Origin of the sequence: Candidatus Macondimonas diazotrophica, assembly GCF_004684205.1 — a bacterium.
Taxonomy (GTDB): domain Bacteria; phylum Pseudomonadota; class Gammaproteobacteria; order UBA5335; family UBA5335; genus Macondimonas; species Macondimonas diazotrophica.
Genome location: NZ_SRIO01000002.1, coordinates 1 through 24921, shown reverse-complemented (window position 1 = coordinate 24921; position 24921 = coordinate 1). Strand labels below are relative to the sequence as shown.

Here is a 24921-nt window from a genome sequence, read left to right as displayed (position 1 = left end):
CGTTGGTCGTCATTCACCCTCGTCCCAACAGCGGCTCAGCGCCTCGAGCAGACCATCGACCTGCGCGGGGGTGTGCGTTGCACAGAGCGTGATACGCAGGCGCGCCGTCCCTGCCGGAACCGTTGGCGGCCGGATGGGCGTCACCCAATAACCGGCCTCCAGAAGGCGCGCCCCCAGTGTCATGGCGCGCGCTGCATCGCCGACCAGCAGCGGCTGGATCGGCGTCGCAGAGGCCATGAGCGGCAATCCCAGCCGTTCCGCGCCGGTGCGAAAACGCGCCACCAGTTCAGCGAGATGAGCGCGCCGCCAGGTTTCGCGCCGCGCCACGGCCAACGCCGACCGCGTCGCTGCAGCCAAGGCCGGCGGCGGCGCAGTCGTATAAATATACGTCCGCGCGCGCTGCACCAGGTAGTCGATCAGCGTTTCGCTGCCGGCGACGAAGGCTCCGAAGGTACCGAGTGCCTTGCCGAGCGTACCGATATAGACCGGCACCTCGGCGGCCGACAGGCCGAAATGCGCGACCGTACCCGCCCCGTCGCCCAACACACCGAAACCATGCGCATCATCCACAACCAACAGCGCTTGGCGACGCGCGGACAGCTCAGACAACGCCGCCAGGGGGGCGAGATCGCCGTCCATGCTGAAGACCGCGTCGGTCACGATGAGCGCGGGTCCCGACGCCTCGGCCATTGCCGCATCAAGCGCGGCGACATCGCCGTGGGCGTAGCGCTGCATCCGCCCCCGCGACAGCCAACCGCCGTCCAGCAGGGAGGCATGGTTCAGGGCGTCCTCAAAGATGACATCGCCCGGCTCGGTAAGGGCATTGATAACGCCCATATTGGCCATGTAGCCGGTGGAGAACAGCAGCGCTCGCGGCCGCCCTACGGCCTCGGCCAGCTCCCGCTCCAACGCATCGTGCTCTGGATGGTGGCCGCTGATCAGATGCGCTGCTCCGCTGCCCGTGCCCTGCGTCGTTGCCGCCCGCGCCAGGGCTGCCGCCACCTCGGGATGGTCGGCCAGCCCCAGATAGTCGTTACTGCAGAACACCAGGCAGTCGCGCCCTTCAAGACGCGCATTCACCCCTTGACGCTGCTCGAGCGCACGCGGCTGGCGATAGAGGCCCCGGGCATGGCGCTCGGCCAGCGCCTGCTCCCAGCGTTGCATGAAAGGCAACGGGGCGCTCACCGCGATGCGGCCTCGGCAGCGTCGCCCTCGGGCCGCATCCCCAGCCGCCCGAGGAGTGCCAGGTCCGAATCCCCTTCGGGATTCGGCGTGGTGAGCAGACGCTCGCCATAGAAGATGGAATTGGCGCCAGCCAGGAAACACAGTGCCTGCATCTCGGAACTCATCGCCGTACGGCCTGCAGACAGGCGCACATGCGAACGCGGCATGAGGATTCTTGCAACCGCGATGACGCGCACGAAATCAAGCGGATCGACCGCCTCGGCTGCATCCAGCGGCGTCCCCTCGACACGCACCAACTGGTTGATGGGCACACTCTCGGGATGCGGAGAAAGATTAGCCAGCGCGCGCAACAGCTCGGCCCGGTCGGCCGAACCCTCGCCCATACCGACGATGCCGCCACAGCACACTTTGATCCCGGCCTCACGCACATGCGCCAAGGTGTCCAACCGGTCCTGATAGGTCCGGGTCGAAATGATCTCGCGGTAATACTCGGGCGAGGTATCCAGATTATGGTTGTAATAATCGAGCCCGCACTCGGCCAGATAGTCCGCCTGCTGGGCTTCGAGCATCCCCAGCGTCACGCAGGTTTCCAGACCTAGCTCGCGCACACCGCGCACCATCTCTCCGACCCGCTCCAGATCGCGTGCACGCGGAGTGCGCCAAGCCGCCCCCATGCAGAAGCGTGTGGCTCCGGACTCGCGCGCGCGGCGCGCAGCCGCCAGCACGGTCTCAAGGTCCATCAACTTCTGCCGCTCCACTCCGGTATCGAAATGCACGCTCTGCGGGCAATAGGCGCAATCCTCCGGGCAGCCGCCAGTCTTGATGCTGAGCAGGGTGCTGATCTGGACGGCGGCCGGATCGAAGTGCCGACGATGCAGGCTTTGGGCGGCGAAGATCAGATCGGGAAACGGCCAGTCGAAAAGCGTGCGGACTTCCTCGGATGACCAGTCAGAGCGAATGGGTTGTTCAAGCACGGAGGATACGGTGGTCATGGACGGCATTCCTTGGCGTCAGGCAATGATCGCGGGAATCATAATTCGCACGGCGGCGCTGTCAACCCAAAGCCGACCCGATGGTTGACCGCGGCGACTTTCCCGGAGAGTCGCTGCTCTTGCCTTGGTGCTGCACACTATGCGGCCAAGCGGGGTTGCCGGGGCTGGACCTGTGCGCCGCCTGCCATGCCGATTTACCGTGGAGCCGATCCGCGTGCCCCGGTTGCGCCGCGCCGTTGCCGGAAGGCGCGGGCGCTTGGCGCTGCGGCGCCTGCCTGAACCGACCGCCCGTCTGGGATGGCGCGTTCAGCGCCCTGCACTACGCACCGCCGATCGACCGGCTCATCCAGGAACTGAAGTTTCACGGGCGGCTATCGCGTGGGCGCCTGTTGGGTGATCTTCTCACGCAGGCGCTGACCGCCGCGCGGCACACTCCCTGGCCCGAAACGCTGATTCCGGTCCCCTTGCATCGCGCGCGCCTGAAAGAGCGGGGATTCAATCAGTCTCGCGAGCTGGCGCTGCGGTTAAGCCATCGTCTTGGAATCACCCTTGGCGACAGCTGGGTCGAGCGCATTCAGCCAACGCAACCGCAGATCGGACTCAGCGCAGCTGCGCGACGGCGCAATCTCCGGGATGCTTTCGCAGTGCGCGGGAAGCCGCCTGCCCACGTCGCCATTCTCGATGATGTATTGACCACCGGAAGTACCGTCGCCGCCTTGAGCACCGCCCTACGCGCAGCGGATGTGACGCGGATCGAGGTGTGGACGGTGGCGCGGAGCGCGCCTGATCACCCGGCCGGTCCGGCCAAATAGGCGCCGAGGATGCCCAGGAACACCACACCGCCGACCCAGTTGTTATTGCGGAATGCGGCAAAACACCCGGCCCGGTCACGCCTGCGCACGAGGTAACCTTGTCGGACGAACAAGCCCGCGACCCCCAGCAGCGACAACCAGTAAGGCCACGCCAAGCCCGCCTGACGGCCGACGAGAAGCAGTGCCAGCAGCATCAATCCTTGCAGGACCGCAAGAATCGCAACGTCCAGCTCACCGAACAGGATCGCGGTCGATTTGACGCCGATCTTGAGATCGTCATCCCGATCCACCATCGCGTACTGCGTATCGTAAATCACGGCCCAGAGCACTGCGACGAGGAAAACGAGCCAAGCGAGCGGCGGCGGAAACTGCGCGGTCTGACCCGCCCACGCCATGGGAACCGCCCAACCGAAGGCCATCCCCAGATAGACCTGCGGCAGATAGGTATAGCGCTTCATGAGCGGATAGGTGGCCGCGAGAAACGCCCCGCCGAACGCCAGCAGCAGCGTCATGCGGTTGCACAGCAGCGCCAGTCCCAGCGCGATCAGCATCAGAAACCCGAACAGGGCCAGCGCTTCCTCAGGATAGACCCGCCCCGCCGCCAGCGGCCGATCACGCGTTCGCTCCACGAAGGGATCGACGTTGCGGTCGAGGTAGTCATTGATCACGCAGCCCGCCGAGCGCATGACCCAGACCCCGGAAACGAACACGGCGACTACACCCCAATCCGGGCGACCGTTACCGGCCAGCCACAAGGCCCACAGCATGGGCCATAGCAGGAGCAGCGCGCCGATCGGCCGATCCCAGCGCATCAACAACGCATACTGCCAGAGACGTGCCCTCACGCTAGGCGCATAAACCACCCAGCAGTGGGCGAACCGTTCCGCAAATGAATCGGGGCGGGAAGAAGAATTGGCTTTACGCATGCAACATATCCAAAGCCACAGGTAAAAAGAATTCGCTCACCACAACCGGCGCAGTGGGCAGCATGAAGGTCGAGCGCCGTCCCCACACCGGTCCGGGCGGGACCGCCAGCCCCCGGCTCAACGCGCGATGACGCGGCGAACCAGGTCGAATCTGACCGATGTCCATGGACCCCCGACGCACGCGCGAATGGGAAAACAGCATCTCCCCCAGCGGCCGACTGCCCAACCTCACCAAGTCACGCCATTCACCCCGAAGCGCGGCGCGCGGCAACAGACTGCAAGCGTAAACAACCGGCTGTCCATGACAGCATAGATACACCTCCCGCCAGCACACCAGTGCGCCGGCCGGCAGCTGGAGCTGCACTGCTTCCGTCGCACCGAGTCGACCAGGGCTTTCCGCCAGCACACGCACCGAGAAAGCGGCACCGCAACGCGCGCGCAGGCGCGCTGTCAACGAACCGGGATGAAGCAGGACAGGATGCCATGGGCGCGGCAGCCTGAACCGTGCAGCGCTCACCGGGCGCCAGAGAACGTCGCCGATTCCGCCGCGCGGAAGTCCTTTTTTTTCCTCAGGCTCCTGCATACCGTTCCGCCTGATTCTGCCAACGATCGATCAATCGAGCAGCCAATGCCGGAGCTTCGTCCAGCAAGCGATCTGCCTCGACCTGGGCAGGCGCCATGAGATCCGCATCGGACACCGGATCGGCAACCCGCCAGCGCCGTTCACCGGTCTGCCGGGTGCCCAGCCATTCCCCGGGACCCCGCAGCGCCAGATCGCGGCGTGCGATCTCGAAACCATCGTGCACCTCGCGCAGCGTCTCGAGCCGTGCCCGCGCCGTCCTCGACAATGGCGTTTCGTAGAGCAGCACGCAGTTGCCCGGTGACGCACCGCGTCCGACACGCCCCCGCAGCTGGTGCAGCTGGGCCAGTCCGAAGCGTTCGGCGTTCTCAACCACCATGACCGTTGCCCGCGGCACATCGACACCGACCTCGATCACCGTCGTCGCCACGAGGACATCCAGTTCGCCCCGCACAAAGGCACCCATAACGGCATCACGTTCGCTACTTGCCAGCCGACCGTGCAGCAAACCCAGGCGAAGATCGGGGAACGCCTGCACCAGGCGCTCGAACAATACCTGCGCCGCCTCGCCCTGTGCCCGTTCACTTTCCTCGATCAACGGGCAGACCCAATACACCTGAGCGCCCTCGCGGCATGCGACCTGGACCCGATCAGCGACCTCCCCGCGACGGCGAGCCGGCAGCACGACCGTCCGTATCCCGGCCCGGCCCGGCGGCAATCCGTCGATGACCGACACGTCCAGATCGGCAAACAACCCCATGGCCAGCGTGCGCGGAATCGGCGTTGCCGTTAAGACGAGTTGATGCGGCACACCATCCGATCCCTTCTCTTGCAAGGCAAGCCGTTGCTGTACGCCGAATCGATGCTGCTCATCCACCATCACCAACCCCAATCGTGAAAATTGCAGCCAATCCTGGAACAAGGCGTGGGTTCCGATGACCAGCGCCGGCTCGCCGGTCTGAATCCGTGCGGCCGCCTCCCGGCGCGCAGGCGCACCACTGCGGCCGAGCAGCGCCAACGGCTGAATCCCGAGCGGCGCGAACCAGCGCCTGAAGTTCTTCAGATGCTGCTCGGCCAGCAACTCAGTCGGCGCCATCAGTGCCGCCTGCCAACCCGACCCCAACACGACGGCGGCAGCCAACGCCGCAACGGCGGTTTTTCCCGAACCCACGTCCCCCTGAACCATCCGCAGCATGGGGGTCGATCGCGCCAGGTCGGCCCGCACCTCAGCCACCACCCGCCGCTGCGCAGGTGTCAGCACGAACCCAAGCCCAGCCTCCACTCGGCCGCAGAATCCATCTGGATCGCAAAGCGATGGCGAATGCTGTGATCGCGCACGCTGGCGGCGACGACGCAAGACCAATTGATCGGCCAGCAGCTCTTCCCATGCCAGACGACGGCGCGCGGGATGCTGCGGGGTCAGCACCCTATGCATCAACTCGGGCAGCGGCCGATGAATCGACTCCAATGCCTCATCCAGCGCCATCAGCCCGAGCTCGCGCAGCCGGGCCGTCGACAGCGTCTCGCTGATCCCCAGCGCCGGCAGCCGCGTGAGCAAATCCGCCACAGCGCGACGCAGTCGATCCTGAGACACGCCCGCAACCGTGGGGTATACAGCCAGGGCTCGCGTGGGCAATGGTTGTTCCGGCTGCACCAGACGACCGCGGGGATGGGCCATTTCGTAGCCGAAAGCCCCAGCACGAACCGGGCCGTAGCACCGCAGCCACACGCCGACCTGCCATGTCTTGCGCTGAGCCTGGTGCACATGGAAAAACCGGACATCGACCGTCCCACGCCCATCACCGAGGCGCAGCCAGAGGCCAGACCGGCGACCGGCCGCGGCTTTGAGCTGCAGGATCCGCCCCTGCACCAGCACGGCATCGGCTGGACTCAGGGCATCCAACGGAGTGAGCCGCGTGTGATCCTCGTAGCGCAGCGGCAAATGGAACAGGAGTTCCTCGATCCGAGACAATCCGAGACGTGCAGCCAGCTGAGCCAGTGCCGCTCCGTCCGTCCGACGCGCCGGCGAGCTGGCTCGCTTGCCCTTTTGAACTAGATCTGGCACACCGCGTCGATTTCGATCATGGCTCCACGCGGAAGCGCGGCGACCCCGACCACGGCACGCGCCGGATAAGGCGGTTGGAAGTATTCGCTCATCACCGCGTTGACGGCGGCGAAACCGGAAAGATCCGTGAGATATACCGTCAGCTTGATCACGCGCCCCAAATCGCTACCGCCGGCGCGCACCACGGCCGCGAGGTTATCCAGCGCTTGGCGCGCCTGATCCGCAATCGGTCCAGGGATCAGCTCGCCAGCCGGATCGAGTGGAATCTGGCCCGAAACAAACAGCAGGGTGCCTGCGCGAATGGCTTGGCTGTAAGGTCCAATGGCGGCCGGGGCTTCGTCCGTCATCACAGCATCACGGCTCATGGAAACTCCCGATGTGAATCCCTGCATGAGTGAACTGCACAGCGCACCTCAAGACTTGCTTCGGCCGACCCGAATTACACAGGTCATGGCATGCAAATGCCGCAGAATGCGGGCCAGGTGAAGCCGGTCGCGAACGGTAATCGTAAAAACCAGCGACGAGGTATGACCATACTTTTCATCGACCGTTACATGCTCGATGTTGGCATCGAGTCGCGCCATTTCCGCCGTGATCTGCGCCAAGACGCCACGCTGATTGGTCGCCTCCATGCGGATCTCCACCGGAAATTCACGGTCCGGATGGTCGGCCCACTGAACGTCGATCCACTTGTCGGGATGCTTGCGGTATTCGTTGAGATTGCGGCAGACCTGGGTATGAATCACGATGCCCCGTCCGCTGCTGAGAAAGCCCAGAATGCGATCGCCCGGAATGGGGTGGCAGCAGCGACCGAAGGTCACCACAAGCCCTTCGGTTCCCTTGATCGCCAACGCGTCGCGCTGCTCGGTAGAGGCCAATCGCTCGACATCAGTACCAAGTCCAGTGAACTGCGCCAGTCGCCGCGCCACCAGAGGCGCCATGTATTCGCCCAGCCCGATGGCCTCGAACAAGGCATCGCGACCGGCGATCCCCATGTCCACCAACACCTGCTGCCACACCCCGTCATCGATCTGATCAAGGATCAGCTGGTATGCGGTAAGGGCTCTTTCCAGCAACCGGCGCCCCAGCGCCGCTGCTTCATCGGCCTTGAGATTCTTGAGATAGTGCCGGATGTTGGTGCGCGCCCGCGCCGTGGTGATGAAATTCAGCCAGGCCGGATTGGGCTGGACCGATTCGGAGGTGAGAATCTCCACGGTCTGGCCGTTGCGCAACGGGGTGCTCAGCGGGACGATGCGTCGATCCACCTTGACCGCGGCGCAACGATTACCGATGTCGGTATGTACTGCGTAGGCGAAATCGACCGGCGTTGCCCCCACCGGCAGGCGCATGATCCGCCCTTTGGGCGTGAACACGTAGATCTCGTCCGGGAACAGGTCGCCCTTGACGCTTTCCAGAAATTCCTGGGAGCTGCCCACCCGCTTCTGCATTTCCATGATGCTGTGCATCCACTCCCGAGCCCGGTCCTGCGTACCGCCCGGCGCGGTCTGCTCGGTGAAGGGATACTGCCAGTGCGCAACGACACCTACCTCGGCGAGCAGCTCCATTTCCCGCGTGCGGATCTGCAGCTCGATCGGCACGCCGTGCGGCCCGAACAGCACGGTATGCAGCGACTGATACCCGTTGGCCTTGGGAATGGCGATGTAGTCGCGAAACCGACCCGGCACAGGCTTGTAGACGCCATGGGCCACGCCAAGGGCACGGTAGCAGTCGTCCACGCGCTCGACCTGGATGCGGCAGGCATAGATATCGCCCAACTCGTGGAAAGTGGTCTCGCGATTGCGCAGCCTCAGATAAAGGCTATAGAGATGCTTGTCGCGACCGGTCACCTGAGCCGTGACATGCTCCCGTCCCAACGCACTTCTGAGTGCCGATTCGACTTGATCGAGCACGCGTTTGCGATTGCCGCGTGCGCGCTCGACCAATTCCGCCAGAACCCGGTAGCGAAACGGATGCAGCGCTGCGAAACTCAGATCCTCGAGCTCCACCCGCAGCGCATTCATTCCCAGTCGATTGGCGATCGGCGCATAAAGGGTCAGGGTTTCGCGCGCGATGCGGCGGCGCTTGTCCGGACGCATCACATCCAGTGTGCGCATGTTGTGCAGCCGGTCCGAGAGCTTGATGAGCATGACGCGGATGTCCTGGGACATCGCCAGCATCATCTTGAGGAAACTTTCGGCCTGCGCCTCGGCCTTGGACTTGAACTGGATCTGGGTCAGCTTGCTGACGCCGTCGACCAGCTCGGCCACCTCCGGATCGAACAGCTGCGCGATATGCTCCTTCGCGGTGGGTGTATCTTCGATCACATCATGCAGCAGCGCGGCCATGATGCTGCGGTGATCCAGGCGCATCTTGGCGAGAATGTGCGCCACGGCCACTGGATGAGAGATGTAGGGTTCCCCGCTGAGCCGGATCTGCCCGGCATGCGCTTCCATACTGAACGTACAGGCGCGGGTCACCTCGGCGATCTGACTGTCGTCCAGATAGCTCTGAAGTTCGCGGATCAGTTCGGGAAAGCCGGTGATATCCTGCAGTCCGACGGATCCATCGCGATCGAGACGCTCGCTGACATCCAGGGACATCGTCGTGAGGCTCGCGACAGCTCCTCTTAAAGGTCTTCCGGCGCGGCGCTTTCCGGTGCCGCCTCCGGCATGACCATCTCGCCGGGCTCGAGTTCGTCGATTGCGCCGAGCTGGGGGAACTGCCGAATCAGGGGAATATCCTTTTCCTTCAGGATTTCCCGGGTCACGTCGCCATGGGCGATTTCACGCAAGGCCAGCACCGTGGGTTTGTCATTATCCCAGGACAGATACGGGTCCGATCCTCGCACCAGCTGACGCGCACGCTTGGCCGCCACCAACACCAGCTGGAAGCGGTTATCCACGTTGGAAAGACAATCTTCAACTGTTACGCGTGCCATTTTCGATATCCTCCGCATCCACCCGATCAGGCAGATGTCAATAAAACGGGTTTCCAGCGCCCCACTGCGGCCAATCCCCCAGCGCGACACAATGCTGGATTCCAGTGTATTCCAAGCAAAAAGATCAGGCCAGAAGATCGTTCAGCCAAGCACTGCGGAAGTCAGCCTGTCGATCGGTCCGGCAGCGCGCAGCGCGCACAATGGCCTGGAGATCGGTCAGGGCCTCATCAAACCGATCATTGACGACAAGATACTCGAATTCGCCGTAGTGACGCATTTCCGCCACTGCCAGCGCCAAACGCTGTTCGATCACATCGGGCGAATCAGTGGCGCGCCCGCGCAAGCGCCGCTCAAGCTCCCCGCGCGAGGGCGGCAGGATGAAGATGCTGATACAGGCCGGCATCAGCGCACGGATCTGGCGCGCGCCCTGCCAGTCGATTTCCAGTATCACGTCCTCGCCTGCGGCCAGCCGCTCTTCCACCGCCGCGCGACTGGTTCCGTAGCAGCGCCCGAAGACCTCAGCATGCTCCAGAAACGCACATTCGCTCACCATGCGTCGGAACGCATCCTCGTCAATGAAGTGATAGTCCCGTCCGTTCTCCTCGCCCGGTCGGGGCCGGCGCGTGGTATGCGACACCGAAAACCGAAGCCTCGGATCGGCGGCCATCAAGGCCTGCACCAGACTGGTCTTGCCCGCCCCGGAAGGCGCCGCGATGACGAACAGGTTGCCGCCGCTCATTGCCTCACTCCACGTTCTGGATCTGCTCGCGCATCTGTTCGATCAGGACCTTGATCTCGACCGCGGCGCGGGTCAGCTCGGCGTCCTGCGATTTGGAGCCCAGGGTATTGGCTTCGCGGTTGAATTCCTGCAGCAGGAAGTCAAGCCGCCGTCCAACGGGTTCGGTGCGCGCCAGCGTCGCTGCCCATTCCGCGAGATGGCTATCCAGCCGGTCCAGCTCCTCGGCAACGTCCATGCGCTGGGCGGCAAACAGCAGTTCCTGCTCGAGTCGTCCCGGATCGGCCTCGACGCCGAGTTCGGCGATCCGGGCCAGCCACTTGCTTCGAACCGCCTCGCGCACTTCGGGCAAACGGCTGCGCGCCCGCGCCACCCATTCGGCGACGGCCTCGGCGCGTTCACGCAAGCCCGTCACCAAGCGCTCACCTTCACGCCGCCGGGCTTCGTTCAGCGCCTCCAGGGCTTCGCCCAACAGACGCATCACCTCGCGCCCCAGACTTTCCAGATCGAGTGGCGTTTCCTGAAGGACACCGGGCCAGCGCAACACGTCGAGGCCGGCGGTTGGCGCGGGAAAATCACTCGCGAGCTGTTTGCACAGCTGACCCAAAGCCGCCACCAGCGGCGCATTGAGTGTCAGATTCTCGCCCTCCCCGGTCTCACGCACAAAGCGCAGCTGCGCCTCGAGCTTGCCGCGCCGAACCCGCTCGGCCAGCGCCTCACGCACAGTTGGGTCCAGCACCCGCCATTCCTCCGGCAGGCGCACCGTCGTTTCGAGATAGCGATGGTTGACGGTGCGCAGCTCCCAGATCAGCCGGCCTTCGGGCAAGGCACGCTCGGCGCGCGCGAAACCAGTCATGCTGACGAGCATTCGATTCTCCATCAATACAGGGCCCCGGTCGGGAGAAACGGCGGGAGCGTTATACTGTGTGGCCGGGGCGCGCCGCATGGCGCGTCATCGATCCATGAAAACAGATAAGGATACCCGAATGCGCCCGAGCGGCCGAACTCCCGATCAATTGCGCCCCATCCTGCTGCAGCGCCAATTCACTCGCCATGCCGAAGGTTCGGTCCTGGTTGGCTTCGGCGACACGCGGGTGATTTGCACCGCCAGTGTGCAGGAGTCGGTTCCCGGCTTTCTGCGCGGCAAGGGTCGCGGTTGGGTCACGGCTGAGTACGGAATGCTGCCGCGTGCCACGAACAGTCGTTCGGATCGCGAGGCGGCTCGCGGCAAGCAAACCGGCCGGACGCAGGAAATCCAGCGCCTGATCGGCCGCGCCTTGCGTGCGGTGGTCAACACGGAGGCGTTGGGCGAGCGCACCGTGATTCTCGACTGTGACGTCATTCAGGCCGATGGCGGCACCCGGACTGCCGCGATCACCGGGGCGTATGTCGCCCTCCACGATGCCATGCGCCATCTGGAGCGGCGACGAATGCTCACACGCTTTCCACTGCATGGCCAGGTAGCCGCCGTGTCCGTCGGCATCTATCGCGGCGAGCCGGTGCTGGATCTCGACTACGCCGAGGACGCCGAAGCCGAAACCGACATGAATGTCGTAATGAACGAAGCCGGCGGCTACATCGAGTTGCAGGGCACGGCGGAAGGACATGCCTTCCGTCCCGATGAACTCAGCGCCATGCTGGAGCTGGCGCGAGGCGGAATCATGCAGTTGCTCGAGGCCCAGCGCGAGACACTGGCGTCCTCGCCGTGACCCGGGAGGTGATCCTGGCGACCGGCAACGCGGGCAAGCAGCGCGAGTTCGCAGCGCTGCTGGCGCCCCTGGACTGGACTGTGATCCGCCAGAGCGAGCGCGGCGTGATCCCGGCACCGGAAGAAGGGATGACCTTTATGGAAAACGCCCTCGCCAAGGCACGCGCGGCCAGTGCGCAAACCGGACTGCCGGCACTGGCCGATGACTCAGGGCTCGTGGTCGATGCGCTCGGCGGCGCGCCCGGCGTGCATTCAGCCCGTTACGCCGGCCCCAATGCCCAGGACGCCGACAACGTCCGGCACCTGCTCGCGGCGCTCGAACCCGTGGGCGAGATGGAACGGAGCGCGCACTTTTACTGTGTGATCGTCTACCTGCGCCACGCAGCGGACCCCGAACCCCTGATCGGTCAGGGTCGCTGGGAAGGACGTATTCTGACCGCACCCCAGGGCACCGGCGGTTTCGGCTACGACCCCGTCTTCTGGGTACCGGAACAAGGCTGCAGCGCCGCCGAACTCGATCCCGCTGTCAAGAATCGCCTGAGCCATCGCGGCCGGGCGCTCGCGGCACTGCGCACCCAACTGATGGCCGCGGATGACTGAACAGGCGGTTCAAGACCGGCTGACCACGCCGCCCCTGGGGATTTATGTGCACCTGCCCTGGTGCGTGCGCAAATGCCCCTATTGTGATTTCAACTCCCATGCACGTAATCCCGGGCTGATTTCCGAGTCGCCGTATCTCGCGGCACTGGAGGCCGACCTGCGTCAGGATCTCGCGCTACTGGGAACCCCCCGACCGGTGCACAGCGTGTTCATCGGTGGCGGAACGCCGAGCCTGTTTTCGCCCGAAGCCATCGGCCAGCTGCTCAAGACGTTACGCCGCCACCTCCCCTTCAGGCCGGATACCGAAATCACGATGGAAGCCAATCCCGGCACCTTTGAGCGGGAACGTTTCCACGGCTACCGCGCCGCCGGCGTCAACCGGCTCTCGGTCGGTATCCAGAGCTTCAACGATACTCATCTGCAACGCCTGGGACGCATCCATTCGGGACATGATGCCAGCCAGGCGATCAGCGCGGCGCATGAAATCGGCTTCGACCACCTGAATCTCGATCTCATGTACGGCCTGCCTGGGCAGGATTTGAATGAAGCGCTTGCCGATCTGGAACAGGCCATCGATCTGGGGCCCGATCACATTTCCCATTACCAACTCACGATCGAGCCCAATACGCCCTTCGCGCAACGCCCGCCCCGATTACCACCCGACGAGACGCTCTGGCGCATGGAACGGCGCTGCCGGGTCGCTCTGGGTCGTGCCGGCTTCAAGCGCTATGAGGTATCGGCCTTCGCCCGACCAGGCGCAGCCTGCCGACATAATCTCAATTATTGGACCTTTGGGGATTACCTCGGCATCGGCGCCGGCGCCCATGGCAAGTTGACCGATACCGCAAGCGGGCATATCTGGCGCACTCGCAAGCAAAGCCATCCGCAGCGCTATCTCGCTACTGCGTCCACCACCGCCCGGTTGGCCGATCACGAAGCCGTTCCGCCCATTGCCCGGCCGCTGGAATTCCTGATGAATGCCCTGCGTCTGACCGATGGATTCCGACTGGAACTCTATCGGCAACGGACCGCCCTAAGTCCCGAGCTGTTGCTGCAGTCCTTGGCAGCAGCCCTGTCCGATGGGCTGCTTCGGCAGCAAGCCGACAGCGTGATTCCGACCGTTCGCGGTTTGGCGCTGACCAACGAATTGCTGTTGTCCTTCATGGCGGACGAAATCGCAGCATCTGCTTGACCCGCACCGGAAATCCGCTCGATTCCAACCGTTTTTCCCAGAGTTATGCACAGCTTGTAAACAACTCGGGGATTGACTTTTCACGCCGCGTGGCCGCGGCAATAAAATCAACCATATAAGCTCAACTTATTGAAAGACAAGTGATTAAGCAAAGGTGATCATTTTGTGACCAGCCTTTTGAATCCCTTGTGCCATCTGGCTTTTCACACCTTACCCGCCTGTTGCCCACAAGATTATCCACAGGCCATGTGGAAAACCCGATTTCATGCTGAAACCATCGCCGACTATCCCGATATCGACCTTGTGGGCTATCCTTTGCGACTTACCCACTCTGTCTGCTCAGGATTCCAAGACCATCCGCATGCGTCCCGACGCCATTCTCCCCATGGCCAAAGCGGTTCTGCGCATCGAGGCCCAAGCCGTTTCAGCGCTGATCGACCGGATCGGCGATGAGTTCGTGCGTGCCTGCCAACTCCTGCTCGACTGCCAAGGGCGAGTGGTAGTCATGGGCATGGGAAAATCCGGCCATGTCGGGCGCAAGATCGCCGCCACCCTGGCCAGCACCGGAACCCCCGCGTTCTTTCTCCACCCGGCCGAAGCCAGCCACGGCGACCTGGGGATGATCACGCGTGCGGATACCGTGATCGTCTTGTCCAATTCCGGGGAAACCCAAGAGCTGCTGGCCATCACTCCCCTGCTCAAGCGCCAGGGCATCCCCCTGATCTGCATGACGGGACAGCCCCGATCCACGTTGGCGCAGGCAGCCACGGTCTGTCTGGATGTCGCCGTCGACCAGGAAGCCTGCCCGCTCGGACTGGCCCCGACTGCCAGCACCACGGCGACACTCGCCATGGGCGATGCCCTGGCCATTTCCCTTCTCGAGTCCAGAGGCTTCACTGAAACGGACTTCGCACGTTCTCATCCAGGGGGGGCGCTCGGGAAACGCCTGCTGCTACACGTCGACGACCTCATGCACCGGCCGCCACGCGTGCCTCAGGTTCAGGTCGGCACGTCATTGGCAGATGCCTTGCTCGAAATGACCCGGCAAGGACTGGGCATGACGACAGTCGTCGATGCGCAGATGCGTCTGCAGGGCGTTTTCACGGATGGCGACCTGCGGCGCGCACTGGCTGGCGCTACGGACCTGCGCCATACCCCCATTCAGGCAGTCATGACGCCGCATGGCACCACACTCCGGCCGGAAGCGCTGGCGGTCGATGCGCTGAATCTGATGGAAGACCGCAAGATCATGGCGCTTGTCGTCGTGGACGAAGCCGATCGGGTCATCGGCGCTCTGCACATGCATGACCTGCTGCGGGCAGGTGTAGTATGACGGTCAGCGCGGAGGTGATCGAGCGGGCACGCGGCATCCGCCTGGCCGTGTTCGACGTCGACGGTGTCCTGACGGACGGGCGTCTGTATTTCGCTCCGGAAGGCCCGGAAATGAAGGTATTTCACGCGCGGGACGGGCTCGGGATCAAACTGTTGCGCCGCCACGGCATCGAAGTCGCCGTCATCTCGGGGCGTCAATCGCCCGTGGTGGCCCGCCGCATGGACGCCTTGGGCGTCACCCATGTGTACCAGGGCAATGATGACAAACTGCCGATACTGCGCGACTTGCTAAAGAAGCTCTCGCTCGCACCGCAAGCCTGTGCCTATGTCGGCGATGATGTCATCGATCTGCCGCCCATGTCTGTTGCCGGCCTGGCCTGCACGGTTGCCGACGCCCACCCTGCGGTGCGCCGGGCCGCGCATTGGATTACCGCGGCGCCCGGCGGTCAGGGCAGCGCACGCGAGGTTTGTGATCTGATCCTGACGGCGCAGTCGGCACTGCCGGATGAATGGAAACCAATCTCGTGAAACGCCTGATCAGCCGCCCGTGGGGACTTCTTTTCCCGGCCGGTGCGCTGGCCGCCTTCCTGGCCCTCAATTCGCTCGACAACCCCCGGCAAGATGACATGGCTTCACAAACGCCGACAGCGGATTACGAACTCCACAATTCTCGGATCGACCAGCTGGATGAGACCGGTCGTTTGAGCCTTCGTCTGATTACGCGGATCGCACGGCACAGGCCGGCCTTGGCGGGTACGGAAGTCATCGACGTTACGGCCCTGCAGCCGACCGAGCACGCAACGCCGAATCGATTACAGGCCCCCGATGGATTCATTCCCGACGATCGAACACAGCCGATGCGGCTTGGCGCACCGGTGAAGGTGGAAATCCAGAATCAAGCCGGCAGATCCCCCTGGCATCTGGAGACCGGCGAGCTGGAGTATATCGGTGCCCGCCAGCGGCTGGCATCTCATACAACGGTTACCGTAACCCAAGGCAAAAACCGGCTTGAAGCCGAAGCGTTCGATGCGGATCTGGCTGCGGGCCACATCATTCTGACCGGCCAGGTGAGAGCGCGTTATGTTCCTTGATGCCAATCGGGTTCGTCCGCTGTTTGCTGCCGTGCTGCTGTGGAATGCAACCCTGGCGAACGCTGCGCCCGCCGCGGCGCCCATTCTCATCGAGGCGGATCGCGCCGAACTCGATCAAAACCAGCTCCAAAGTACCTACACCGGCAATGTGCGTATCACGCAGGGCACGACGGTGTTCACCGGCGAGCGTGTCACCGTACTGCACGACCCGGACGGCGTGCCGCGCCGGGTGGACGTCGCTGGAACACCTGCGCGCTTCAGTCAGCCCGCCGAAGCCAAGACGCCCGCGATCGATGCCAGGGCGGAGCGCATGCGCTACGACGCCGAATCCGGCCAACTGGAACTCAACGGATCGGCGTGGATCCGCCAAAATCGGGATGAAGTCTCGGGCGAGCGATTGATCTACGACCGCGTCAACCAGCGCATCCTCGCCACGGGCGAAGCCGGCGGCACCGATCGCGTTCGCATCACGATCCAGCCGCGCACCAGCCAGGATGATGCAACGCCATGAGCTGCGTGCTGGAAGCGGACACCCTCACCAAGCGCTACCGCAACCGCTCGGTGGTCAATGAGGTCTCGCTCCGTGTCCAGGCAGGTGAAGTGGTTGGCCTGCTGGGCCCCAATGGGGCCGGGAAAACGACCATGTTCTACATGATGGCGGGCCTGGTCCGACCGGATCGCGGGCGTATCATGCTGAGTGGCGAGGAAATCTCCGATCTTCCGATCCATTTGCGCGCGCGCCGTGGAATCGGTTATCTGCCCCAGGAAGCCTCGGTCTTCCGCCGGTTGACGGTGGCAGAGAACATTCTGGCGATTCTTGAACTCCGGCCCACGCTATCGGCGACGGATCGCAAGCGACGCTGCCAGTCCCTGCTGGAGGAGTTTCACATTGCGCATCTGCGTGACTCCCAGGGCATGAGCCTCTCGGGTGGCGAAAGGCGACGACTGGAGATCGCCCGCGCCCTGGCCGCCGAACCCAGCTTCATCCTGCTCGATGAGCCTTTTGCGGGCGTCGACCCCATTTCTGTCGTGGACATTCAGCGGATCGTGACCCACCTGCGCGATCGCGAGATCGGGGTCCTCATCACCGATCACAATGTCCGCGAAACACTTCATATTTGCGAGCGCGCCTATATCCTGAGCGAAGGCTCCATCATTGCCCAAGGTGAGCCTGATCAGATCCTGGCCGATAAGACCGTAAGGGAAGTCTACCTGGGCCAAGCATTCCAACTTTGACAGCCTTGCGCCCCACAGCCCCTTCGAGGGAGTAGAATCCGAACAATGATCGCTGCCAACCATTCGTCGTTCCTATGAAACAGACACTGCACCTCAAAATGGGCCAGCGTCTGGCCATGACCCCTCAACTGCAGCAGGCAATCCGCCTGCTCCAACTGTCGTCGATCGAATTGCAACAGGAAATCCAGACCATCCTCGATAACAATCTGATGATCGAGAATGGGTCAGCCGAGGGAAGCGACACGGCCGAGGACGCAGCCAGCGACTACCAGGAGACTGCAGGGGATTCGATGACCGGCCTTGATGCGTCAGCCGAAGCCCCAACCGATGCGCGCGGTGACGACTTAGACCTGGCGTGGGAAGACCCATGGTCGCAGGGCGAGGACACGGTTGCCGGCAGCGGGGAAGCCTGGGACTTCAATCAAACACCCAGTCAGGACGGCGGCGAGCTGCGAGATCATCTGATCTGGCAGATGCGTCTGGGCCACTTTTCCGAAACTGATGAGGCCATAGCGCTTGCCATCATCGACGCCATCAACGATGACGGCTATCTCACCGAGTCGCTCGATGCACTGGTTGGCGAGGTGGGTCCGGACTTGGCCACCGAGCCGGCTGAAATTCTTGCGGTTCTGCAACGGATTCAAGGTTTCGATCCCTTGGGTGTCGGCGCCCGTGACCTGCGCGAAGCGCTGCTGTTGCAGCTCAAGGCGATTCAGCCCAGCGACGTGCTCCCACTTGCGTGCGAGCTGGTCGAACATCACCTGGATCTGTTGGCCAACCGAGATTTCGCCACGCTTCAGCGCCGACTCAAAACGACGGAGGACGGATTGCGAGCGGCGATCGAATTGATCCAGCGCCTCAACCCACGTCCAGGGGCACAGATCTCTCAGAAAACGGCGGGATACGTGATACCCGATGTGATTGTCCGCCGTTCCGGTACGGGTTGGCGAGTCGATCTCAATACGGAAACCACCCCCAAGCTACGCATCAATCGGCTGTATGCCTCCCTCATCAAGCGTGCGGACAGCAGTCGCGACAACGAAACGATGCGTCAGCACCTCCAAGAGGCGCGATGGTTTCTGAAGAGTCTCCAGAGTCGCAACGAAACGCTGTTCAAAGTGGCCTCCAGCATCGTTGAACGCCAACAAGCCTTTTTCGATCACGGTGAAGAAGCCATGCAACCCATGGTGTTGCGCGAAATCGCCGAAGCGGTCGGCATGCACGAAAGCACCATTTCCCGCGTGACCAATCAAAAATACATGCATACCCCACGCGGCATCTTCGAGTTCAAGTACTTCTTTTCCAGCCACGTGACCACCGTCGACGGTGGCGAATGTTCCGCTACTGCGATTCAGGCCATGATCCGCAAGCTCATCGCGGCAGAAAACCCGCGCAAACCGCTGAGCGACAGTAAACTCACAGAGATGTTGCTGGGAAATGGAATCAATGTCGCCCGACGCACGGTTGCCAAGTATCGCGAATCCATGTCCATTCCACCTTCGAACGAACGCAAGCGACTGGTTTGAAGGGGCTGATTACCAAGGGGATGCCAGATGAAAATTGATGTTACCGGCCAGAATATCGAAATCACGACCGCCATCCGTCAATACGCCGCCGAGAAGCTCGAACGCATCCAGCGGCACCTCGATCAACCGCTGGACGCTCATATGGTGTTGCGGGTCGAAAAGGAACGCCATCATGCCGAAGCCAAGATCCCGGTGAACGGCAGCACGCTATTCGCCGATGCCACCAGCGAAGACATGTATGCGGCGATTGACGCCTTGGCCGACAAACTCGACCGCCAGGCGCTGCGTTACAAGGACAAGAATAACGATCACCATCCCCGGGAAGCCCGAAAATCCGAGATTCATAACCAATAGAGCGCCTAGCCCGGTCAAGCCTGCATGCTGCCAGGCTTGACCGCTTCCTTCCCGAGATCGCCACTTCGCAAGGTAACCCCTCTGATGAAGCTTTTGATCCTGAGTGGTTTGTCTGGCGCAGGAAAGAGCGTGGCCTTGCACATGCTGGAAGATCTTGGTCTTTACTGCGTGGACAATCTGCCGCTGTCCTTGCTCGAGGCACTCGTTGAGGATTTCTCCCGGCATGGGGATTTCTCCTCCCAGGGCGTCGCGGTCGGCATCGATGCGCGTTCTCGTGCGCCGGAACTGGACAGCTTCGGCGAATGCCTGGCTCGGTTACGTCGGCGGGGTGTGGATGTCGAGACCATATTCCTTCAAGCCGAACCGGATACGCTGCTCAAACGTTACAGCGAAACCCGGCGGCGTCACCCGTTGAGCAGCACGCAACGGGCGCTGGTCGAGGCCATCGAAGCGGAGCGCAAGCTGCTCAGCCCAATCGCCGAGCAAGCCGATCTGGTGCTGGATACCAGCCTGACCACGATGCACCAGTTGCGCGACAGCATCCGTCAACGCGTGCACGGTCGGGATGGCTTCTTTTCACTCATGATCCAGTCGTTCGCCTACAAACAGGGGGTTCCGTCCGATGCGGATTTCGTATTCGATATCCGCTGTCTGCCTAATCCTCACTGGCAACCGGGTCTGCGTCCGTTGACTGGTCTGGATACCGAGGTGGCGACCTATCTCGAAGCGGAGCCGCTGACTCAGGCTCTTTTCGACGATATCCGGTCCTATCTGGAACATTGGCTGCCGCGTTTCGAAACCGAAAACCGCAGTTACTTGACCGTGGCCATCGGCTGCACCGGAGGCCAGCATCGCTCGGTATATATGGCCGAGCGCCTGAAGCGCCATTTCAGCGCCAGTTACCCCAAAGTTTTGGTACGGCACACCGGTCTCCGATAGCAATATACGTGCCCATACGTTTTCATTCGCTGGACTGAATCTGTCCGTTTCCCTTAAAATGCCGGATATTGACTATTACCATCTGGACGGCCGGGTCAGGCCGTGGCCAATTGGAGCCGGGCGATGTCCGACACTGATCGTCCCGACAAAAAACCCGACCAAGCCGCCGCACTTCGAGAGGCGCTGAACCGCGGCGCCTATCAGCATGCGCAACGTTTGCTGCAAACGCTGCACCCGGCAGAAATCGCCGCGTTGCTGGAATCCACGCCATCTCCCGAACGCGAATTCATCTGGACCCTGGTCCCCGCCGAAGAAAACGGCGAAGTTCTCTTGCACGTCAATGACGATGTCCGTAATGCACTGATCCGTCACATGGATCCGGCCGAGCTGGTCGCAGCCACCGAACATCTGGACCTCGATGATCTCGCCGATCTGATCGATGATCTGCCGCGTGCAGTCACCCGCCAGCTCTTGCAGGCAATGGACCAACAGGAACGTTGGCGCCTGGAAACGGTTCTGTCCTATCCGGCGGAAAGCGCCGGGGGATTGATGAACCCCGAGGTCACGACCGTCAGACCGAACGTGACGCTTGATGTGGTCATTCGCTATCTTCGCCTCAAGGCGGAACTCCCAGACCAGACCGAGCAGCTGGTCATCGTCGACCGCTACGGCCACTACGTCGGCACGCTGCCGCTGCAGACCCTGTTGATCAGCGATCCAGACAAAACCGTGGCCGAGGTCATGGATACGGAAGTCGAACCGATTCCAGTGGATCTGCCGGCCCGCAAGGTCGCTCAACGATTCGCCGATCGGGACCTGTTGTCCGCGCCAGTCGTCAGTGTGGACGGTCTAGTGATCGGACGCATCACCATTGACGATGTCGTCGATGTGATCCGAGACGAAAGCGAACATTCGATGATGAGTCAAGTCGGCCTCAACGAAGAGGAAGACATGTTCGCGCCGGCCCTGCAGAGCTTTCGACGCAGGACCCTCTGGCTGGGGATCAACCTGGTCACCGCATTCATTGCTTCAGCGGTCGTGGGTTTGTTCGAAGCCACGCTACAGCAGGTCGTCGCGCTTGCCGTACTGATGCCGATTGTCGCCAGCATGGGCGGCATTGCGGGCAGTCAGACTCAGACGCTTATCATCCGCGGGCTCGCTCAGGGGCGGCTCACCGCCAGCAATGCGCAGCGCTTTATCAACAAGGAAATAATACTCGGCCTGCTCAATGGCTTGGCATGGGCGCTTGTCACTGCCTTGCTCGCCTTTGTCTGGTTTGGTCGCAGCGATCTCGCTCTGGTGATGGGGCTTGCAATGGTGGTCAACCTCTTGCTTGCAGCCGCCAGCGGGATCGGCGTGCCACTGATGATGCGGCGCCTTTCGATCGACCCTGCGCTGGCTGGCCATGTGGTGCTCACGACCGTGACCGATGTTGCCGGTTTTTTTGCGTTTCTTGGATTGGGCAGTTTGCTGCTCCGATAAAGACGGACTTTCATCAGGTGTGCACCGAGGGGTTCCTTGTTAGAATCCGCCACCTTCAACATTCAGTACAGCATTCGGGATGACACACGCATGCGTCACGGCATCACCCTATCTGCGTTTCTGCAACAGGAACAACGTCTCCACGACCTGAGCGCCGATCTGGCCGGGGTGATCGACGACATGGCACGAGCAATCAAGCAGATTGCTCATCATGTCAGCCTAGGTGCGCTCGGCGGGGTACTTGGCAACACCGATGCCATCAACATTCAAGGCGAAGTCCAGAAAAAACTGGACGTCGAAGCCAATGACATCATCCTGCGCTGTCATGAAACGTCGGGGCGCGTTGCGGCAATGGCCTCCGAGGAAATGGACTCCATCTATCTGCTTCCGATCGGCGAGCGGCGTGGCGACTACCTGCTGGTTTTCGATCCGCTCGATGGCTCCACCAATATCGACATCAACCTGTCGATCGGCACCATTTTTTCTGTTCTGCCCTGCCCGCGTGGCGTCACCGAGCCTCGCGAAAGCGACTTCCTCCAACCAGGGCGCAATCAATGCTGTGCCGGATACGCCCTCTATGGTCAGGCCACCATTTTGGTGCTGACGCTGGGACGTGGGGTCGTCAGCTTCACCCTGGATCGGGCCGTTGGCGAGTTCATCCTTGTTCAGGACAGCTTGCATATCGATACCGAAGGTCACGAATACGCCATCAATACCTCAAACTGGCGATTCTGGGAGCCTCCCATTCAACGCTACATTGAAGAATGCCATGCTGGAACCACCGGACCCCGCGGCAAGAACTTCAACATGCGCTGGATGGGCGCCATGGTCGCCGATTGCCATCGCGTGTTGAGTCGTGGCGGGATATTCCTGTACCCGCGCGACCTCCGCGATCCCACCAAGCCTGGCAAATTGCGTCAGCTTTATGAGGCCAATCCAATGGCGCTGCTGGCGGAGCAGGCCGGCGGGGTGGCCAGTACGGGCCGCCAGGCCATCCTGGATTTGCTCCCCAAGACGCTTCATCAACGCATCCCCGTAATTCTGGGGGCCAGCGAGGAAGTGAGGCTGATCGAAAACTACTACCGTGATCACCCGATACATCCGGAATGATTCCCCCGCCTGGCTCGCTTGAGTCTGGTGAAAAGCTCACCTAGAATGGCATCGCTTCGCAGGATTAGAGTCAGCAAGCCCGCTTCGCATACGGGCGCTGCCGAGGCCTGCATCCATTTGCCACGCAAGGAACCCTTATGCCTTCGCGCTTGTCCGGCATAGCACTCCTCGGTTTTCTATCCCTGCCCTTTCACGCTGTCGCATCCGATCGGATCGACGTGCCGATCCTGGGACCGAACGGTCCGTCGCGTGAGCATATCGGCGTCACGTCCTGGAGCGCGCTCAAGGATCAGGGTGTGGTGCGCCAACAATACGACTTCAGTTGTGGTTCGGCGTCGCTGACGACGATCTTGCAGGAATACATCGGCCTGCAAGTTACTGAAACGGATGCCATGAACGGCATGCTGCGCTTCGGTGAAACCCAAAAAATCATCGAACGGCGCGGATTTTCGCTTCTGGATATGAAGCGCTATGCGGCGCAGATCGGCTATCGCAGCGCCGGGTTCAAGGCCGAGTTTTCGGACCTTGAGACACTCAAACATCCCGGCATCGTGCCCATCAAGTACGCCGGATTCGATCATTTCGTGGTTCTCAAGTCGATTCATGCAGGTCATGTCCTGATCGCGGATCCGGCGCTGGGCAACTTCACCATGACCACCTCGCAGTTCCAGAAATTCTGGGAGCCGAAGGTCATCTTCATTGTCTATCCCAAGATCGGGGAAGAAAAGAATTTCGGCTTCGCGCTGTCGGACAACGATCTCAGCTTCATCGGTGAAGATCGCATCCGACGCACGGCTCTGCTCGAAATTCCCGGTTTCTGGTCTGCATTGCAAGCCACCAATTTCCGGTCTGTCGGCATACGCTGAGCGCAGTCCTTGCCTGTGAGATCTCTCGGCCCCTCCCAAATTCAAGCACTCTACGGAAGACATCAATGATCACATCACCGGCCTTCTCCCGTCTCAGCAACCGACCCAAACAGCGCACTTTGCTGGCTTCGATGACGCTTCTCGGCCTGTTGGCTGCGGCCGCTCCTTCAGTCCTGTGGGCACAGGCGGCCGGGGAAGCCTCGCCTGAAGAGCAGGAACGTGCCCGCGAAGTACTGCGGCAGAAAGAGTCCGATCCCAGCAAGGAAGAGAATCTCGAGCAGATCCTGAATAAGACCCAGCAGGATTACTCACTGGTGAAGCAGGGCTGGTGGGACATCTTCCTGAACATCGATTACACGTATTTCGGCGATGCCCGCTCTCAGGATGCCCTGATCATCGAGCAGACGCGCAATGGCCGCAATCAGCAGCCCACTTTTCAAGTGGTCGATTTCCGGCCGATCGACGTCGTTCAGGATGCTCAGCACACCATCACGCCCCGCCTGAGCGTCGATTACGGCGTGCTCGACAACCTGAGCCTGGGTTTCGCATTGCCGGTGGTCGGCAAATATGACAACGTCGATGACGTAACCGAATTCGACATCGGTGATGTCTCGATGCGTCTGCGCTGGCAGCCATTTGCAGCACTTCCTGGCCAAGCCCGCTGGACCCTGCTGGGCGAAGTGACTGCACCAACCGGCTCGAGTCCTTTCGAAACTGAACTTGGTGAAGAACTGGCTACCGGCGACGGCTACTACTCTGCCAGTCTCGGGGTGAATGTCTCCAAGGTCATCGACCCTGTAGTCGCATTTGGCTCTTTCAGCCTCATTCAGGGCTTCAAGGAAGATGGATTGGACCAGGTTCGTCAAACGCTTGACGGTCAACCATTGATCCTCACCGAAGTCGATCCGGGGCTGCAGGCCCAATTGGGGCTCGGCGTCGCGTTCGCGCTTTCCTATGATGTCTCGATGACGTTCCAGTATCAGTTGGGCTATGCGCAGGAAACCGACCTGAAGTTCGCCAACGGGCTCTCGGCTTCCAGCCTTGATCAGACTATCGGTGTGTTCAACCTCACGACTGGGTTCCGCCTGAGTCCGGATCGCGTCCTGAACGTCTCGGTCGGTTTTGGCAATACCGAAGCCTCCCCCGACGTCTTCCTAGGCGTCAGCCTGCCCTTCACGGTGGAAAAGCTGTCTCAATTGATCTGAACCGCCGCCCTGATCGCCTCAACCGGAAGCCCGCCGATCGGCGGGC

26 protein-coding genes are annotated in these 24921 nt (G+C 62.1%); 16 read left to right on the top strand and 10 right to left on the bottom strand.

The features are described from left to right. Nucleotides 1–9 precede the first annotated feature (9 nt). Both bioF and bioB read right to left on the bottom strand, forming a co-directional pair. Complete coding sequence (bioF, locus tag E4680_RS01670) at nucleotides 10–1164, bottom strand: 8-amino-7-oxononanoate synthase (RefSeq protein ID WP_135280829.1); 1155 nt, start codon at nucleotides 1162–1164, stop codon at nucleotides 10–12. 17 nt (nucleotides 1165–1181) lie between these two features. After that, nucleotides 1182–2177 (bottom strand): biotin synthase BioB, encoded by a 996-nt coding sequence (gene bioB / locus E4680_RS01665; protein ID WP_135280650.1) that lies wholly within the window; start codon nucleotides 2175–2177, stop codon nucleotides 1182–1184. Between the two features lie 80 nt (nucleotides 2178–2257). Between bioB and E4680_RS01660 the strand changes: the two genes are divergently transcribed. Continuing rightward, nucleotides 2258–2989: a ComF family protein gene (locus E4680_RS01660; protein ID WP_135280649.1), complete on the top strand. Its 732-nt coding sequence runs from the start codon at nucleotides 2258–2260 to the stop codon at nucleotides 2987–2989. Here E4680_RS01660 and ubiA read toward each other — a convergent pair. From ubiA to E4680_RS01620, 8 genes are all read right to left on the bottom strand, one after another. Then, entirely contained in the window at nucleotides 2965–3801 is an 837-nt protein-coding gene (gene ubiA, locus E4680_RS01655) for a 4-hydroxybenzoate octaprenyltransferase (RefSeq protein ID WP_240696089.1), read from the bottom strand. The two genes, E4680_RS01660 and ubiA, sit on opposite strands and share 25 nt — an antisense overlap. 106 nt (nucleotides 3802–3907) lie before the next feature. Then, on the bottom strand, nucleotides 3908–4498 hold the full coding sequence (locus E4680_RS01650) for a chorismate--pyruvate lyase family protein (RefSeq protein ID WP_135280647.1): 591 nt from the start codon (nucleotides 4496–4498) through the stop codon (nucleotides 3908–3910). Continuing rightward, nucleotides 4485–6560: an ATP-dependent DNA helicase RecG gene (gene recG / locus E4680_RS01645; protein ID WP_135280646.1), complete on the bottom strand. Its 2076-nt coding sequence runs from the start codon at nucleotides 6558–6560 to the stop codon at nucleotides 4485–4487. The genes E4680_RS01650 and recG overlap by 14 nt, the downstream gene beginning before the upstream one ends. After that, nucleotides 6548–6925 (bottom strand): RidA family protein, encoded by a 378-nt coding sequence (locus E4680_RS01640; RefSeq protein WP_135280645.1) that lies wholly within the window; start codon nucleotides 6923–6925, stop codon nucleotides 6548–6550. The genes recG and E4680_RS01640 overlap by 13 nt, the downstream gene beginning before the upstream one ends. A gap of 48 nt (nucleotides 6926–6973) precedes the next feature. Further along, a complete protein-coding gene (locus tag E4680_RS01635) occupies nucleotides 6974–9160 on the bottom strand; it encodes a RelA/SpoT family protein (protein WP_135280644.1) in 2187 nt (728 codons plus the stop codon). 26 nt (nucleotides 9161–9186) lie between these two features. After that, entirely contained in the window at nucleotides 9187–9498 is a 312-nt protein-coding gene (gene rpoZ / locus E4680_RS01630; RefSeq protein WP_135280643.1) for a DNA-directed RNA polymerase subunit omega, read from the bottom strand. Nucleotides 9499–9622: 124 nt separating this feature from the next. Next, nucleotides 9623–10237 (bottom strand): guanylate kinase, encoded by a 615-nt coding sequence (gmk, locus tag E4680_RS01625; RefSeq protein ID WP_135280642.1) that lies wholly within the window; start codon nucleotides 10235–10237, stop codon nucleotides 9623–9625. Nucleotides 10238–10241: 4 nt separating this feature from the next. Then, nucleotides 10242–11102, bottom strand: a complete 861-nt coding sequence (locus E4680_RS01620; RefSeq protein ID WP_135280641.1) for a YicC/YloC family endoribonuclease — start codon at nucleotides 11100–11102, stop codon at nucleotides 10242–10244. A 118-nt stretch (nucleotides 11103–11220) separates the two neighbouring features. On the opposite strand from E4680_RS01620, the gene rph reads away from it, so the two are divergent. The 15 genes from rph (at nucleotide 11221) to E4680_RS01545 (ending at nucleotide 24875) form a co-directional block, all read left to right on the top strand. Continuing rightward, nucleotides 11221–11943, top strand: a complete 723-nt coding sequence (gene rph / locus E4680_RS01615) for a ribonuclease PH (protein ID WP_135280640.1) — start codon at nucleotides 11221–11223, stop codon at nucleotides 11941–11943. Continuing rightward, nucleotides 11940–12542, top strand: a complete 603-nt coding sequence (gene rdgB / locus E4680_RS01610) for an RdgB/HAM1 family non-canonical purine NTP pyrophosphatase (RefSeq protein WP_135280639.1) — start codon at nucleotides 11940–11942, stop codon at nucleotides 12540–12542. The genes rph and rdgB overlap by 4 nt, the downstream gene beginning before the upstream one ends. Next, nucleotides 12535–13734 (top strand): radical SAM family heme chaperone HemW, encoded by a 1200-nt coding sequence (hemW, locus tag E4680_RS01605; RefSeq protein WP_135280638.1) that lies wholly within the window; start codon nucleotides 12535–12537, stop codon nucleotides 13732–13734. The genes rdgB and hemW overlap by 8 nt, the downstream gene beginning before the upstream one ends. A 361-nt stretch (nucleotides 13735–14095) precedes the next feature. Beyond that, nucleotides 14096–15067, top strand: a complete 972-nt coding sequence (locus E4680_RS01600; RefSeq protein ID WP_135280828.1) for a KpsF/GutQ family sugar-phosphate isomerase — start codon at nucleotides 14096–14098, stop codon at nucleotides 15065–15067. Next, entirely contained in the window at nucleotides 15064–15594 is a 531-nt protein-coding gene (kdsC, locus tag E4680_RS01595; RefSeq protein ID WP_135280637.1) for a 3-deoxy-manno-octulosonate-8-phosphatase KdsC, read from the top strand. The genes E4680_RS01600 and kdsC overlap by 4 nt, the downstream gene beginning before the upstream one ends. Beyond that, nucleotides 15591–16157 carry an LPS export ABC transporter periplasmic protein LptC gene (gene lptC, locus E4680_RS01590; RefSeq protein ID WP_167792325.1) on the top strand — a complete coding sequence of 189 codons (567 nt, stop codon included), beginning with the start codon at nucleotides 15591–15593 and terminating at the stop codon, nucleotides 16155–16157. Before kdsC ends, lptC begins: the two co-directional genes overlap by 4 nt. Next, entirely contained in the window at nucleotides 16147–16668 is a 522-nt protein-coding gene (lptA, locus tag E4680_RS01585) for a lipopolysaccharide transport periplasmic protein LptA (protein ID WP_135280635.1), read from the top strand. The genes lptC and lptA overlap by 11 nt, the downstream gene beginning before the upstream one ends. Next, nucleotides 16665–17393 carry an LPS export ABC transporter ATP-binding protein gene (gene lptB, locus E4680_RS01580; protein ID WP_135280634.1) on the top strand — a complete coding sequence of 243 codons (729 nt, stop codon included), beginning with the start codon at nucleotides 16665–16667 and terminating at the stop codon, nucleotides 17391–17393. The genes lptA and lptB overlap by 4 nt, the downstream gene beginning before the upstream one ends. 74 nt (nucleotides 17394–17467) lie before the next feature. After that, nucleotides 17468–18919 (top strand): RNA polymerase factor sigma-54, encoded by a 1452-nt coding sequence (locus E4680_RS01575; protein WP_135280633.1) that lies wholly within the window; start codon nucleotides 17468–17470, stop codon nucleotides 18917–18919. A 27-nt stretch (nucleotides 18920–18946) separates the two neighbouring features. Further along, nucleotides 18947–19273 (top strand): ribosome hibernation-promoting factor, HPF/YfiA family, encoded by a 327-nt coding sequence (gene hpf, locus E4680_RS01570; protein WP_135280632.1) that lies wholly within the window; start codon nucleotides 18947–18949, stop codon nucleotides 19271–19273. Nucleotides 19274–19357: 84 nt separating this feature from the next. Next, entirely contained in the window at nucleotides 19358–20212 is an 855-nt protein-coding gene (rapZ, locus tag E4680_RS01565; RefSeq protein WP_135280631.1) for an RNase adapter RapZ, read from the top strand. A gap of 123 nt (nucleotides 20213–20335) precedes the next feature. Further along, complete coding sequence (gene mgtE, locus E4680_RS01560; protein WP_135280630.1) at nucleotides 20336–21694, top strand: magnesium transporter; 1359 nt, start codon at nucleotides 20336–20338, stop codon at nucleotides 21692–21694. A gap of 90 nt (nucleotides 21695–21784) precedes the next feature. Next, the gene (locus E4680_RS01555) at nucleotides 21785–22804 is read left to right on the top strand and encodes a class 1 fructose-bisphosphatase (RefSeq protein ID WP_135280827.1); all 1020 of its coding nucleotides are present in this window, start codon (nucleotides 21785–21787) and stop codon (nucleotides 22802–22804) included. A gap of 137 nt (nucleotides 22805–22941) precedes the next feature. Then, entirely contained in the window at nucleotides 22942–23670 is a 729-nt protein-coding gene (locus E4680_RS01550) for a C39 family peptidase (protein WP_135280629.1), read from the top strand. A 65-nt stretch (nucleotides 23671–23735) separates the two neighbouring features. Then, entirely contained in the window at nucleotides 23736–24875 is a 1140-nt protein-coding gene (locus E4680_RS01545) for a hypothetical protein (protein WP_135280628.1), read from the top strand. The last annotated feature ends 46 nt before the right edge of the window (nucleotides 24876–24921 follow it).